Origin of the sequence: Methylogaea oryzae (genome assembly GCF_019669985.1) — a bacterium.
Taxonomy (GTDB): Bacteria; Pseudomonadota; Gammaproteobacteria; order Methylococcales; family Methylococcaceae; genus Methylogaea; species Methylogaea oryzae.
On the sequence record NZ_AP019782.1, the window covers coordinates 2,075,087 to 2,088,305 of the forward strand.

15 protein-coding genes are annotated in these 13,219 nt (G+C 63.1%); all 15 read right to left on the reverse strand.

Annotation, left to right across the window (positions count from 1 at the left end):
• Nucleotides 1–42: 42 nt before the first annotated feature.
• Nucleotides 43–1,329 (reverse strand): Tol-Pal system beta propeller repeat protein TolB, encoded by a 1,287-nt coding sequence (gene tolB, locus K5607_RS09350; RefSeq protein ID WP_221046857.1) that lies wholly within the window; start codon nt 1,327–1,329, stop codon nt 43–45.
• A 51-nt stretch (nt 1,330–1,380) separates the two neighbouring features.
• Nucleotides 1,381–2,808: a cell envelope integrity protein TolA gene (gene tolA / locus K5607_RS09355; RefSeq protein ID WP_221046858.1), complete on the reverse strand. Its 1,428-nt coding sequence runs from the start codon at nt 2,806–2,808 to the stop codon at nt 1,381–1,383.
• 2 nt (nt 2,809–2,810) lie between these two features.
• Nucleotides 2,811–3,245 carry a protein TolR gene (gene tolR / locus K5607_RS09360; RefSeq protein WP_054773266.1) on the reverse strand — a complete coding sequence of 145 codons (435 nt, stop codon included), beginning with the start codon at nt 3,243–3,245 and terminating at the stop codon, nt 2,811–2,813.
• Nucleotides 3,242–3,955: a protein TolQ gene (tolQ, locus tag K5607_RS09365; protein WP_054773265.1), complete on the reverse strand. Its 714-nt coding sequence runs from the start codon at nt 3,953–3,955 to the stop codon at nt 3,242–3,244. Before tolQ ends, tolR begins: the two co-directional genes overlap by 4 nt.
• Nucleotides 3,945–4,364, reverse strand: coding sequence for a tol-pal system-associated acyl-CoA thioesterase (ybgC, locus tag K5607_RS09370; RefSeq protein ID WP_054773264.1), 420 nt, complete (start codon nt 4,362–4,364; stop codon nt 3,945–3,947). Before ybgC ends, tolQ begins: the two co-directional genes overlap by 11 nt.
• A 10-nt stretch (nt 4,365–4,374) precedes the next feature.
• Entirely contained in the window at nt 4,375–5,406 is a 1,032-nt protein-coding gene (gene ruvB, locus K5607_RS09375) for a Holliday junction branch migration DNA helicase RuvB (RefSeq protein ID WP_054773263.1), read from the reverse strand.
• 313 nt (nt 5,407–5,719) lie between these two features.
• Nucleotides 5,720–6,112, reverse strand: coding sequence for a hypothetical protein (locus tag K5607_RS09380; RefSeq protein ID WP_054773262.1), 393 nt, complete (start codon nt 6,110–6,112; stop codon nt 5,720–5,722).
• A 54-nt stretch (nt 6,113–6,166) separates the two neighbouring features.
• Nucleotides 6,167–6,703, reverse strand: coding sequence for a DUF3280 domain-containing protein (locus K5607_RS09385; protein WP_054773261.1), 537 nt, complete (start codon nt 6,701–6,703; stop codon nt 6,167–6,169).
• Between the two features lie 15 nt (nt 6,704–6,718).
• Nucleotides 6,719–7,144, reverse strand: a complete 426-nt coding sequence (locus K5607_RS09390; RefSeq protein WP_054773260.1) for an SRPBCC family protein — start codon at nt 7,142–7,144, stop codon at nt 6,719–6,721.
• 146 nt (nt 7,145–7,290) lie between these two features.
• Nucleotides 7,291–8,118 carry a helix-turn-helix transcriptional regulator gene (locus K5607_RS09395; protein ID WP_221046859.1) on the reverse strand — a complete coding sequence of 276 codons (828 nt, stop codon included), beginning with the start codon at nt 8,116–8,118 and terminating at the stop codon, nt 7,291–7,293.
• 165 nt (nt 8,119–8,283) lie between these two features.
• On the reverse strand, nt 8,284–8,880 hold the full coding sequence (ruvA, locus tag K5607_RS09400) for a Holliday junction branch migration protein RuvA (RefSeq protein ID WP_221046860.1): 597 nt from the start codon (nt 8,878–8,880) through the stop codon (nt 8,284–8,286).
• On the reverse strand, nt 8,877–9,383 hold the full coding sequence (gene ruvC, locus K5607_RS09405) for a crossover junction endodeoxyribonuclease RuvC (protein ID WP_054773259.1): 507 nt from the start codon (nt 9,381–9,383) through the stop codon (nt 8,877–8,879). Before ruvC ends, ruvA begins: the two co-directional genes overlap by 4 nt.
• Nucleotides 9,384–9,546: 163 nt before the next feature.
• Complete coding sequence (locus tag K5607_RS09410; RefSeq protein ID WP_221046861.1) at nt 9,547–10,293, reverse strand: YebC/PmpR family DNA-binding transcriptional regulator; 747 nt, start codon at nt 10,291–10,293, stop codon at nt 9,547–9,549.
• 142 nt (nt 10,294–10,435) lie between these two features.
• Entirely contained in the window at nt 10,436–12,661 is a 2,226-nt protein-coding gene (locus K5607_RS09415) for a heavy metal translocating P-type ATPase (RefSeq protein WP_221046862.1), read from the reverse strand.
• Nucleotides 12,662–12,904: 243 nt separating this feature from the next.
• Nucleotides 12,905–13,147: a heavy-metal-associated domain-containing protein gene (locus tag K5607_RS09420; RefSeq protein WP_054773441.1), complete on the reverse strand. Its 243-nt coding sequence runs from the start codon at nt 13,145–13,147 to the stop codon at nt 12,905–12,907.
• Nucleotides 13,148–13,219: the final 72 nt, after the last annotated feature.

A 13,219-nucleotide genomic window follows, 5' to 3' on the forward strand; every position in this document is an offset into this window, starting at 1 on the left:
CTACTCCTTAAACTTCAACTGTTAAAAACCAATCAAGACGCATTAAAACGGGGACCACGCCGGCTCACGCACATCGTGAGTTTCGCTGGACAAACGCTGGTGCACGCCGCCGTCGAAGGACACCGCCGACAGATACCCTTCGTTGCCGGCTTTGCTGGCGTACATGATCATGCTGCCGTTGGCGGCGAAGCTGGGAGACTCGTCCAGCGGACCGCGGGTCAACACCCGCAAGGCACGGGTCTTCAAGTCCATCACGGCGATGCGGAAATTGCCGCCGCCGCCATGCACCATCACCAGGCTGCGGCCGTCCGGGGAGAACGCGCCGCGCGCGTTGTATTCGCCCTCGAAAGTGGCGCGCTGCGCCGTTCCGCCGCTGCTGGAGACGATATACAGCTGCGGCTTGCCGCCTCGGTCCGAGGTAAAGACGATGCTGCCGCCGTCCGGCGACCAACTCGGTTCCGTGTCGATGGCGCGGCTGTTGGAAATATTGGTCAGGCTGCGGCTCGCCAAGTCCAGCACGTACACGTCCGGATTGCCGTCCTTGGACAAGGTCACCGCCAAACGCCGGCCGTCCGGCGACCAGGCCGGGGCGCCGTTGATGCCCGGCAGGCTGGAAACCATGGTGCGCTGACCGGTGGCCAGTTCCTGCACATAAATGGCCGACGCCTTGGTTTCGAAGGAAACGTAGGCCAGACGCTTGCCGTCCGCCGACCAGGCCGGCGACATGAGCGGCTCGGGCGAGGTGACGATGGTCTGCGGCGCGTAACCGTCGGCGTCGGCCACTTGGATGCGGTACTGGCGCTTGCCGTTGTCGCCCATATAGGACGTGACGTAGGCGATGCGCGTCGCGAAGGCGCCGGGCGTGCCGGTAAGCTGCTGGAAGATCATGTCCGCGATGCGGTGGGCGGTGCGGCGCAAATCCGGCGCGCTGCTCTCCACCGTGTAGGACATGAGCTGCTGGCCCTTGAGCACGTCGAACACGAAGAACTGCACGGTATAGCCTTCCGGGCCCGGACGCACCTGGCCGATCACCAGGTAGTCCTGCTTCAACACCTGCCATTCGGGAAAACGCACCTGATCCGGCGTCGAAGGGGTGCTGAGCATGGCTTCCCGTCCCAGGGACTTAAAGCGGCCGCTACGGCCCAAGTCGTCGGAAATCACGCCCGACATATCCACCGCCAGCTGCGATTGCGAGCCGAACGGTACGACGGCGATAGGACTGGCGCGCTCCACGCCCTTGGTGATTTCGATCATCAACTCGGCTTGCGCCAGCGTCGAGTAGAGGCCGGCCAGCAACAGCCAAACAACTGCGAATATCCGTCGATTCATGGGTCGTTCTTGTAAGTTGGCAAACACTATGTGACTAGTCCGCTAGTGGTGTTAAGTGGGGCAATCGGGACAGAATTTAAACGGGAAAGACTTGAAGTCTTGGAACGCGGCGGCATCCTCCGGGACGGGCAGCGGAGAGGCCCTGCGCACCGCGGCCTCGGCAGACTGGTCGAAGGCGGCGTTGCCGCTGCTTTTTTCCACTTTAGCGTCCAACACCGCGCCCCCCGGCGCTAATCTCACGCGAATTATACAAGACAAACTGCTGTCCACCGAAGGCGGCTGATACCAATTATTGATAACCTTCTGCTTGATGGCCGCGATGGCCGCCGCTTGGGCTTTATCCGAAGCCGCCTTGGCGCGCTTGGCCGCCTCCGCCTTGCCTTCCGCCTCCAACTGCTCTTTGAGCGCCCGCTCGCGTTCGGCTTGGCGTTTGGCCTCTTCGGCGGCTTTGCGATGCGCCTCTTCCTCGGCCGCCTGCTTTTTCGCCTCGGCCTCGGCTTCCGCCTTGCGCTTGGCTTCCGCTTCGGCTTTTTGCCGTGCCGCGTCCTCCTCCTTGCGCTTAGCCTCTTCCGCCTGGCGTTTCTGCTGCTCGGCTTTCTGCTTGGCTTCTGCATCGGCCTTCTGTTTGGCCTCCGCTTCGGCTTTTTGCTTGGCTTCAGCCTCGGCCTTTTGCTTCGCCTCCGCGTCGGCCTTCTGCTGTTTAGCCAACTCGTCCTTGCGCTTGGCTTCCGCCTCGGCTTTTTGCTGCTTCGCTTGCTCTTCCTTACGTGCCGCCTCGGCCTCCGCCTTTTGCTGCTTGGCCTGTTCCTCCTTGCGCTTAGCCTCGGCCTCCTTCGCTTTCTGGGCCGCTTGAGTCTCCTCCTGCTTGCGCTTGGCTTCCGCTTCGGCGGCCAGTTTGCCCTGCTCCGCCAGGCGCTGCTGTTCCTCGGCCTTTTTCTTCTCCTCGGCGGCCTTCTTCACCGTCTCCTGGCGCTTGGCCTCCGCTTCGGCGGCGGCTTTTTCCTCTGCCTGGCGTTGTTTCTCGGCGGCCTCTTTACGTTTCGTCTCTTCCTTGCGTTGCGATTCCAGCTCGGCGACGCGTTTTTCCTCCGCCTGGCGCTGCCGCTCCGCCTCGGCCTGCTTTTGCTTGAGCTCTTCCAGCTTCTGCGCCGCTTGCGCCTGCGCCGCCTCGTTCTGCTTTTGCAAAGCCAGCTTCTGCGCCTCCAACTCGGCCAAGCGCTTCTCTTCCTCCAAGCGTTTTTGCTCCAACGCCTGCTGCTGCGCCTGCTTGGCCTGCTCTTTCTGTTGCAGCTTGGTCAACTCCTGCTGAACCTGGCCTTCGTCGGCCATGGTGGCCTTGATGGTCTCCGGCTGGGCCTCCTCGGGCTTGCCCTGGGATTGCTCGCCGCTGTTGAAGCTGATGAAAAACAAGGCCAACAGGGCCAAATGCAGCAGCAGGGCCCACAACAAAGGTCGCTGGTATTGGCGCAGCATTTCCATGGTCATTCCGCCGGATTGGTCATCAAGCCCACGCTGGGTACGCCCGCTTGTTTCAACGCCGCCATGGCGGTCACCACCCGGCCGTAATCCACCGCCTTGTCGCCGCGGATCAACACTTCGGTGCCCGGTTTCAAGCGTAGCGCCGCCATCACCTTGGCCATCAGCTCTTCCTGCGCCACCGGCTGGTCGTCGTGATCGCCCAGATCCACGTAAAAGCTGCCGTCGGCCTTGATGCTGACGACGATGGGCGGCTTGTCCTCTTTCACCTCCACCGTCTTGGCCGCCGCTTGCGGCAGATCCACGTCCACGCCGTTCTGCACCAGGGGCGCGGTGATCATGAAGATAATGAGCAATACCAGGGAAACGTCGATGTAGGGTACGACGTTGATTTCAGCCATGGGCTTGCGGCGTCCGCCGCCGCGTCCGGGGACGTTCATTGGGACACCCGCCGCGCCGCGGAATCGCTAACCGCGGTTGAATGGACCTGACGGTGCAACAGGCTCAGGAATTCCTCCATGAAGGTCTGATAACGGCTGGCCAGCTTGTCGTTGACGGTGGCGTAGCGGTTGTAGGCGATAACGGCTGGAATGGCGGCGAACAAGCCCATGGCCGTGGCGATCAAGGCTTCCGAAATGCCGGGAGCCACCATGGACAGGGTCGCTTGCTTGACCGCGCCTAAGGAGCGGAACGAATTCATGATGCCCCACACCGTGCCGAACAAGCCGATGTACGGACTGGTGGAACCCACCGTGGCGAGGAAGGGCAAGTGCTCGTCCAGCATATCCAGCTCGCGTCCCATGGCGGCGCGCATGGCGCGCTGGGCGCCGTCCACCACGGCCTCCGGCGCGATGCCTTCCTGGCGCCGCAGGCGGGAAAACTCCTTGAAGCCGGCCACGAAAATGTTTTCGATGCCGTCGCACTGATAACCTTCCGAAGACATTTCCCGATACAAATCGGACAGTTCCATGCCGGACCAAAAGCGGTCCTCGAATTCGTCGGCGATCCCCACGGCATTCCTCAACACCTTGCGCTTGCCGAAAATAAAAGTCCAGGACACCACGGAAGCGGCCAGGAGGATCAGCATCACCGCCTGAACGACGAAGCTGGCCTCCATGATGATGGTTATAAACGACTGGTCAGAATTCATCTTTGATCCGTTGCAATAAATAATCCGGTATGGCGGTGGCCTTGAAAGCGTCCGCTTCCAGGCAGGCCACGCGCACTTGCGTCTTGCACAGCAGCTCGCCGGCGTCAGCCTGGCGGCGAATTTCCTGCTCGAAAACCAAGCTGGCCCGTTTCGCCTCGACCAAGCGGGCATCGACCCACAGCAGGTCGTTGAAGCGGGCCGGCTTGATAAAATCCAAGTTCATGGATTTTACTGCAAATACAATGCCTTCGCGCGTACGCAGTTCGTCCTGCTCGAATCCCATCGCCCGCAATCGCTCGGTGCGCGCCCGTTCGAAGAAGCGCACATAGGCGCCGTGGTATACCACGCCGCCCGCATCGGTGTCCTCATAATAGACGCGCACCGGCCATCGAAAAGTGTCGGCTTTCATGAAACCCGCCTCATCCGAACAAATCCTCGGACGGCGCCGCCGCCCTGGGCGCCTCCAGTCCGAAATGCAAATAAGCCATCCGGGTGGCGACGCGCCCGCGCGGCGTGCGCATAATGTAGCCCTGCTGGATCAAATAAGGCTCCAGCACGTCCTCGATGGTGCCGCGCTCCTCGCTGATGGCGGCCGCCAAGCTGTCCAGGCCCACCGGGCCGCCGTCGAACATGTCGATCATCACCTTCAACAGCTTGCGATCCAGCGGGTCGAAGCCCACTTGGTCGACCTTGAGCATTTCCAGGGCTTTAGCCGCCACCTCGGCGGTGACGTGACCGTCCGATTTCACCTCGGCATAGTCGCGCACCCGCCGCAGCAAGCGATTGGCAATACGCGGCGTGCCTCGGCTGCGGCGCGCCACTTCCACCGCACCGTCATGATGCATGGTCAGGCCGAGAATGCGGGCCGAGCGCTCGACGATGCGGGTCAAGTCCTCTACCGAATAAAACTCCAAGCGCTGGACGATGCCGAAGCGGTCGCGCAGCGGCGACGTGAGCAGGCCGGCGCGGGTGGTCGCGCCCACCAGCGTGAAAGGCGGCAGATCCAGCTTGATGGAACGGGCGGCCGGACCTTCGCCGATCATGATGTCGATCTGGTAGTCCTCCATGGCCGGATAGAGGGACTCCTCCACCACCGCGCTCAAACGGTGGATTTCGTCGATGAACAACACGTCGCCTTGCTCCAGATTGGTCAGCAATGCGGCCAGGTCGCCGGCTTTTTCCAGCACCGGGCCGGACGTGTGGCGGATGTTGACGCCCATTTCGTTGGCCAGGATGTTGGCCAGGGTGGTCTTGCCCAGGCCGGGAGGGCCGAAGATCAGCACGTGGTCCAGCGCCTCGCCGCGTCCCTTGGCGGCGTGGATGAAAATTTCCATCTGCTCCTTCAGTGCCGGCTGGCCGATGTAGTCGGCCAAGCGCTTGGGGCGGATGGCGCGATCCACCGCGTCGTCTTCGCGGTTGCTTTGCGGACTGATCAAGCGCTCGTTGTCCATCGTTGCCCAACTCGTTGAAAAACCAAAAACCGTGGCTGGGCGGCACCTTAAAGATGGCGATTTCGTTCCCGCACCGTCAAGAACGGGCATTATACGCGGGGCGAAGGATTTGGTTTAGCGCCGCAAGGCGTCGGCGGCGCGCAAGGCCGGGCGTCCGCAATAGCGGCGGCCTGATCTTATCGCCGCGCCAGCGGGCGATGGGGCGAGGACACGAAGGGGATTCGCAAAGCGGGGGAAAATTGGCGGTTTATAAAAAACGAACCGCAATTACCCACCCGCGACAGGCGCCGATCGGCGCATTAAACCAGCTCGATTAAGCAATAGGCTGGAAACACACATTCAATATCAACAGGGCAAGCCAAAACCCGATTTCCCATGTTTCCGTAACGGGCTGTATGCGTTTGACCGCCCCATAAACGTGGATGACCACCATCAAGGCCATTAACAGGTCCAGCCCTTGGAACACGATAGCGATCGCGTCACCCTCAATAGCCGCCTGAATCACGATCCAGTCGACCACCAGCGCAAGCGCTCCGAGGCAGCGTCCAAAATATAGCGCCAAGTCGGTGTTATCCGGGACAGTCCAGCGAAAGAAACGCGCCCAGGAAAGCGGGGCGACGGAAATCGGCACGGAAAACAGGACGGCCGTTAATATCGAAAACGCGATCAAATACTCCCGGCTGTATTCACTCCATATACCGACCATTGCTTGACTCCATTAAAAACGACTACGGGTTAGGCCGATTTCCGGCTATTCGAGTTATGCGCCACCGGGCGGCCGCTCGCGCATGTCCTTGATGAAATACGCGATGGCGCGCCGCCAGGCGGTATCGTTGTCACCGCGAAAATCGTAGGCGCGCTTGACCAAGGTTCGGCCGCTGGCCGCATCGCGGATTTCGATGTGAAGCGTAAGGACCAGGTTGCTCATGCGGAACACCCAGCCCACCAGTACGCGCCCGGCGCCGACGCGGCGGGCGATGTCCAGTTCGCAGCCGTTGCAGGCGTGCCAATAAGGCATGGTTTTCCACTGCTCGGTAAGGACGGGTATCGGCCCGTGGTCCACCAGGGGATAAAGGCGGCTGCGCCCGATTTCCTCGCGCAGCACGGTGGTCATGTCGGCCAGGCGCGCGCGCCACTCCTCGCGGCGCCGCGCGTCGCCGGTATCGCCGGTATAGGCCAAATCCAATACGGCCAGGGGAATGTCGCTGAGGGGCGTGTCGTCGGCGCGAGCCGCTATGGCGGCCATAACGAACGCCGCAACGATCCCCAGCCGGCGCAAGGTATTGAAGCAAGGCATGGTTATCGTCTCCCCTCAGCCCGCCAAGTCCTGTTCCATGCCGTCGATGCCGGCGCTGATGGCCCCATGGACCAGCTCCGCCACGGCGTCGGCGTCTTCCGGCCGCGACTCGAAATCGATGGTCCACACCACCACCGCCAGGCCGTCATAGGACTGGAACACCTCCACCGTGCCCTGGTAATGGCTGACAGGAAACGGCGAAACGGGACGCAGATAGACCAGGCGCCGCTTGGCGTCGTCGATATCCACGATGGTGTCCTGGATGTCGCCGCCGCCGTTGGCGATGGTCATGTAGCGCAGCGCGCCCGCGCCCTGCCCTTCCACCCGGCAGGTCTCGATGAAAGGAAACCACACGTCCAGCCGCCCGATGGCGCGGATGGCTTGCCAGGCCGTATCGACGGGGACGCGGAGCTTTTTGGTGATGGCTTGTTTGGTTTTCACGGCAATCTCCTGTTTTTATCCGTAATAAGAGGCGGTTGCGTGAGCCGCCCCATGGAGAAAGCCAGGACTGGCGGATCACCGGCTCAGCTTAGTGGCCCGTTTGCCGCGTGTATTGGAAAAAACCGACAAATCGGATCTCGCCGGCCTCAGCGCTCGACGCCGTAAAGATTCAGCAGGCCGGAAAAGCGCAGGGTAACGGAGCTGGCCATTTGCGGATAAACGGCATCCGGCGACATGCCATACAGCTCCTGGAAATCGCGGATCAAGTGGCTTTGGTCGTAATAACCCGCCGCATAGGCGGCATCCGCCCAACTGGGCAGGCTTTGGCGCTGGAAAACGGCGTGGCGCAAGCGCACGACGCGCGCGTATTTTTTCGGCGTGGCGCCGATGTGGTTTTGAAAGCGCCGCTCCAGGGTGCGCTCGGTCAAACCCAGGCTTTTGGCCAGCCGGGCGATGGGAACATTGCCGCGGGATTGGTTGAGCACCTTGCAGGCCGCCTGGATCAGCAGGTCCTCCTGGTCGCGGTTGAACGCCGACAGCAAAAACCGCTCGACGCACCGGACGCGCCCGCCGGCGTCGCGTTGGCGGGCGAGTGAGTCTTCGATGGCTTCCACCGCGTACCTGGGAAAAATATCCCGGCAATCCACCCGCCGTTCGGCGCACTCTTTGGCGATGCCCCGGCGGAACACGTTCAACCCCCAGGGCGTCAATCGCGCGGAGACGCCAGACACATTCCCGGGCGTGCCAAGATCGCTGCGAAAACTTTGGAAACCGGCCAGTCCGCTGCGGGTGGTGTAAGTCCGCCCTTTGTGCGCGGTGGTGAGGAGATCGGCGTAAAGGAAACACAAATAAGTGGCGGTGTCCGGCAGGATGGAAAGCGCCAGGTTGTCGCCGGCCAGCAAATTCTCATAGTCCCAAATTTCCGCCACATACGGTTGCAGCAACGGGCTGGGCTGGAATTTTCTCAGGCTCATGGGTGCTTTCCACAAATTCGGCACACACCCATTGTCGTCTTTACGCGGCGGAATCGGAAGGCTTGCAGCGACGTGAAAACGCCTATCGGCGCCCCATCCTCCTTCCGGGAAGAAGCTACCGGTTTTCGGCAGACCCGCCGTCGATGGCGGATCTCGCCTTGCTACTCACTTGGCCGCGGCCTTCAGCGCTTGGCGGATCAGATCCTCGCTGCTTTTTCCTTCGCTGGGGATGTCGCGCACCATGCGGCTGGCTTCCGGCGGCTTGAAGCCCAGAGCGATGAGGGCGCTCACGGCGTCCGCTACCGGGTCAATTTTGGCGGTGACGCCCGGCGTGGCCGGCGCTAACGACCCGCCTTCGCTTTCCGGCAAGCGGTCGCGCATTTCGATGATGAGGCGTTCGGCGGTCTTCTTGCCGATGCCGGGCAGTCGCACCAGGGCCGACACGTCGTTGTGCTCGATGGCGCGGTGGAATTCGTCGCTGGAGAGGCCCGACAGGATGGTCAAAGCCAGCTTGGCCCCAACGCCATTCACCTTGATGAGGCTGCGGAACAGCGCGCGCTCGCTTTCGGCGTAGAAGCCGTACAGGCTGTGGGCGTCCTCCCGTACCGCCATGTGGGTGTGCAGAAGCACCGTTTCGCCCAGGACCGGCAGCTGGTAGAACGTGCTCATGGGCGCTTCCACCTCGTAGCCGACGCCGTTCACGTCCAACAGCAGGAAAGGAACTTTTTTCGCCGCGAGCTTGCCGCGCAGGAAGCCGATCATCGCGCCGCCGCCTGCATCCGCGCCATGCGCCGGGCGGTTTGCTGGTGGTGGGCATGGCACAGCGCCACGCCCAGGGCGTCGCTGGCGTCCAGTTCCATGTGCGATTGGTTTTTGAGGAGAAACTTCACCATATGCGCCACCTGCGCCTTGTCCGCATTGCCGTTGCCCACCAAGGCCTGCTTCACCTGCTTGGCGGAGTATTCGTAAACCGGCAGATCGGCGGTCAGCGCCGCGCAAATGGCCGCGCCGCGCGCCTGGCCGAGCTTGAGGGCGGAGTCGGCGTTGCGGTGCATGAACACCTGCTCCACCGCCAACTCCTCCGGGCCGTGTTCGGCCACCACTTGCTGGATGCCGTCGAAAATGCGCTTGAGCCGGTCGGGGAAGTGATCCATGTCCATGCGGATGCAACCCCAGGCCAGCAGCACCGGGCCGCCGGCGCCATCGTCGATGATGCCGTAGCCGGTGACGCGGGAGCCGGGGTCTATGCCTAGGATGCGTGCCAAGGTGGGGGATGTCCTCTGGTGTCTTTATATCGTTCCCACGAGGCGAGCCGAGGGAAGGCGTCCGATGGCACGCGGCGTCCTGGGACGCGGAGAGGCCGAACCGGCGCCCCACCACCACCGCGCGTGGGAACGACGCGGCGTGTTCGACGCCGGCCGGCGAGCGCTAACTGATCTTCGCCAAAATCTCTTCGCTGATGTCAGCGTTGGAATAAACGTTCTGCACGTCGTCCAGGTCTTCCAGCCGTTCCAGCAAGCGAATCATCTTTTCCGCGTCGTCGGCGTCCAGGGCCGTGCTGGTGCTGGCGCGCATGGTCACTTCGGCGCTTTCCGGCTTGAAGCCGTATTGGTTCAGCGCGTCGCGTACCGCCTCGAAATTCTCCGGCGCGGCCAGCACGTCCAGGGAGCCGTCATCGTTCACCACCACGTCGTCGCAGCCCGCTTCCAGAGCGATTTCGGTGACGCGATCCTCGTCCACGCCGGGAGCGAAACTTACGATGCCGGTCTTGCTGAACAGGTAAGCCACCGATCCGTCGGTGCCCAGGTTGCCGCCGGCCTTGGCAAAAGCGTGGCGCACTTCCGACACCGTGCGATTACGGTTGTCGGTGAGGCAATCCACCATCACGGCGATGCCGCCGGGGCCGTAGCCTTCGTAGCGCACTTCGTCGAAGTTATCCCCTTCCATCGCGCCGGAGCCCTTTTTGACGGCCCGGTCGATGGTGTCCTTGGTCATGTTGGCGACCAGGGCCTTGTCGATGGCGGTGCGCAAACGCGGATTGTTGGCCGGCTCCGGCCCGCCGCTGCGGCTGGCCACGGTAATTTCGCGGATGAGTTTGGTGAAAAGCTTGCCGCGCTTGGCGTCCTGGGCGCCTTTGCGGTGCTGGATGTTAGCCCACTTGCTATGACCTGCCATGTTTTCTTATGTAAGGTTGCCAATGAAATGAATGGCTTACAGTTTACCACTCCAGCCGGCTCCTGGCTCTATGCCGTCGCGGCGGCGGCGAAAACGCACCGCCCCCCTGGCGGCCGTTTACGACAAAGCGCCGCCAGCCGGCCTACAACCAGCGCAATCGGTTGGCGTTGCTCACCACCGTCACCGAAGACAGCGCCATGGCGGCGCCGGCGATCATCGGGTTGAGCAACAGGCCGGTGAAGGGGTACAACAGCCCGGCGGCGACGGGAATGCTCAGCACGTTGTAGATGAAGGCCCCAGCCAGGTTTTGCTGGATATTGCGCACCGTGAGGCGCGATAGGCGGATCGCTTCCGGCACTTTCTGCAGCGAGCCCTGCATAATCACCACGTCGGCGCTTTCGATGGCGATGTCGGTGCCGGTGCCGATGGCGAAACCCACGTTGGCCTGGGCCAGGGCCGGCGCGTCGTTGATGCCGTCGCCCACCATGGCGACGGTTTCGCCTTGATCTTGCAACTCGCGCACCACGGCCGCCTTGTCCTGGGGCAACACCTGGGCGCGAACCTCCTCGATGCCGGCCTGGGCGGCGACGGCTTTGGCGGTGACGGCATTGTCGCCGGTCACCATCAGCACACGCACGCCGAGTCCGCGCATTTTGGCGATGGCGGCGGCGGAATCGGCTTTGATGGGGTCGGAAACCGCCACCAGCCCCACCACCTTGCCGGCCGCCGCCAGCAACATCGGCGTCTGGCCCGAAGCGGACAGCTCGTCCAAGCGCTGGGGAAACGCGCTGCAATCCACCTGCTTGGCCTGCATCAACGCCAGGTTGCCCAACCAGGCCGGCTTGCCGTTGAGGGTGCCGCCGACGCCGTGGCCGGCCACGGCGACGAATCCGTCCACCGGCAGCAGGTCCGTCGAGCGGGAGCCGGCTTCGGCGACGATGGCCGCCGCCAGAGGATGCTCCGAGCCGGCCTCCAGGCTGGCGGCCCATTGCAGCACCTTGGTTTCCGTCCAGCCGCGGCTGCCGGCCAAGGCCGTGACCGTGGGCTTGCCGGCCGTGACCGTGCCGGTTTTGTCCAACACCACGCAAGTAAGCTTGCCGGCGCTTTGCAAAGCGTCGCCCTGGCGGATGAGGATGCCGTTCTGCGCCGCCTTGCCCACCGCCACCATGATGGAGATGGGCGTCGCCAACCCCAGGGCGCAGGGACAGGCGATGACCAGCACGGTCATGGCCGTGGCAAAGGCATAGCCCAGGGAAGGCGACGGCCCGAATACCAGCCAAATGAGGAAGGTGGCGGCGGAAATGGATACCACCGTCGGCACGAACACTGCCGCGATGCGATCCACCAAGCGGGCGATGGCCGGCTTGGTGCTTTGCGCCTGGCGCACGCTCTCGACGATCTGCGCCAGCACCGTGTCGCGGCCGATGCGGGTGGCTTTATACAGGAAAGTACCGTTCTGGTTGAGGGTGCCGCCGACCACTTCGTCGCCCACCCGCTTCTCCACCGCGAGCGGTTCGCCGGTCAGCATGGACTCGTCCACGCTGGAATGGCCTTCCAGCAAGGTGCCGTCCACGGGGATTTTTTCGCCGGGCCGCACCCGCAGGGTTTCCTCCAGCCCCACCGTCTCGATGGGCACGTCCAGTTCCATGCCGTCACGCACCACGCGGGCGGTGCGGGGCTGCAAGCCGATGAGCTGGCGGATGGCCTGGGAGGTTTTGCCCCGGGCGCGCATTTCCAAAGCCGAACCCAGGTTGATGAACGCAATGATGATGACCGCCGCTTCGAAATAAGCGTATTTGGCGTTGGGCGGCAAGGCCGCGGCGAAATCGATGGCCAAGGTCGAATACAGCCAGGCGGCGCCCGTGCCTAAGGCGATGAGGCTATCCATATTGGCCTGCCGCTGACGCCAAGCGTGCAGCGCGCCGCGGAAATAATGCCCGCCGGCATAGTACACCACCGCCGCCGACAACAACGACACCCAGGGCCAAAATGCATTGCCGCCGCTGCTGCCCAGCGCCGGCAACCAACCGAAGTGGTCGCCCACCATCAACGGCGCGCCCAGAGCCGCCGCCACTTTAGCCCGCTGCAACAGCGACCGGTAGCGCTCCTCCTCCTGGGCCTGCTCGCCGGACACGTCGCCCAAGCCCTCCATCACCGCCGCGTCGTAGCCGGCATCCTTCACCGCTTGGCGCAGAACGTCGGCATCCGCGCTGCCGGTCACGGCGGCGCTGTGATCGGCGAAATTGACCTCCACCGACTCCACGCCCGGCACCGCGGCCAGCGCGTCCTGTACCGCCTGCACGCACCCCGCGCAGCGCATACCCAACACCGACAAACGCAAAGAGGAAGAAGTAGTGTTTTGAGCCATGTCGAGCCTCCGAAATTATCCGCCTAGCCAAGCAGCACGAACCAGGCGCCGTTGCCGGAAAGATAAACCTTGCCACGACGGCAAGGTCAAGCCCCTCGACGAACAGCGACTCCCCATCGTTCGGCGAGCCTGCGGCGGCTCCCGCCCCTCGATCCGGCCCGGCATTGGAGACAATCGCCCGCTCACTCGCCTCCGGGCGAACAGCCCCCCGGCCCGTCCCGGGCCGGATACCGCGGGCGTCGGTCAGGAAACTTGGAAGCCTTGGGCGACGATAGTTTGCTTGATTTGCTCCAGGGACACCTTGGCGGGGTCGAAACCCACGGCCACGGTTTTGTCCTTGTGGCTAGCCGTCACTTCGGCCACGCCGTCGCAGGCCGACAAAGCCGTTTTGATGCCGTTCTCGCAGCCGCCGCATTTCATGCCGTCCACGTTCAAGGTAATGTGTTCCACCTGAGCCTCCCGGTTGTATTTCCAGCCTTTAAACATCGAAACCGCGCGCCATGGCGCGCACCCGATGACACGCCCCTAGAGTAACGCCTCCGGCCGCCATGGCGATAG

Excerpts from the sequence above, each read along its gene's own strand:
- tolB (WP_221046857.1), bottom strand. The coding sequence starts at position 1,329 with ATGAATCGACGGATATTCGCAGTTGTTTGGCTGTTGCTGGCCGGCCTC.
- tolA (WP_221046858.1), bottom strand. The coding sequence starts at position 2,808 with ATGGAAATGCTGCGCCAATACCAGCGACCTTTGTTGTGGGCCCTGCTG.
- tolR (WP_054773266.1), bottom strand. The coding sequence starts at position 3,245 with ATGAACGTCCCCGGACGCGGCGGCGGACGCCGCAAGCCCATGGCTGAA.
- tolQ (WP_054773265.1), bottom strand. The coding sequence starts at position 3,955 with ATGAATTCTGACCAGTCGTTTATAACCATCATCATGGAGGCCAGCTTC.
- ybgC (WP_054773264.1), bottom strand. The coding sequence starts at position 4,364 with ATGAAAGCCGACACTTTTCGATGGCCGGTGCGCGTCTATTATGAGGAC.
- ruvB (WP_054773263.1), bottom strand. The coding sequence starts at position 5,406 with ATGGACAACGAGCGCTTGATCAGTCCGCAAAGCAACCGCGAAGACGAC.
- K5607_RS09380 (WP_054773262.1), bottom strand. The coding sequence starts at position 6,112 with ATGGTCGGTATATGGAGTGAATACAGCCGGGAGTATTTGATCGCGTTT.
- K5607_RS09385 (WP_054773261.1), bottom strand. The coding sequence starts at position 6,703 with ATGCCTTGCTTCAATACCTTGCGCCGGCTGGGGATCGTTGCGGCGTTC.
- K5607_RS09395 (WP_221046859.1), bottom strand. The coding sequence starts at position 8,118 with ATGAGCCTGAGAAAATTCCAGCCCAGCCCGTTGCTGCAACCGTATGTG.
- ruvA (WP_221046860.1), bottom strand. The coding sequence starts at position 8,880 with ATGATCGGCTTCCTGCGCGGCAAGCTCGCGGCGAAAAAAGTTCCTTTC.
- K5607_RS09410 (WP_221046861.1), bottom strand. The coding sequence starts at position 10,293 with ATGGCAGGTCATAGCAAGTGGGCTAACATCCAGCACCGCAAAGGCGCC.
- K5607_RS09415 (WP_221046862.1), bottom strand. The coding sequence starts at position 12,661 with ATGGCTCAAAACACTACTTCTTCCTCTTTGCGTTTGTCGGTGTTGGGT.
- K5607_RS09420 (WP_054773441.1), bottom strand. The coding sequence starts at position 13,147 with ATGTTTAAAGGCTGGAAATACAACCGGGAGGCTCAGGTGGAACACATT.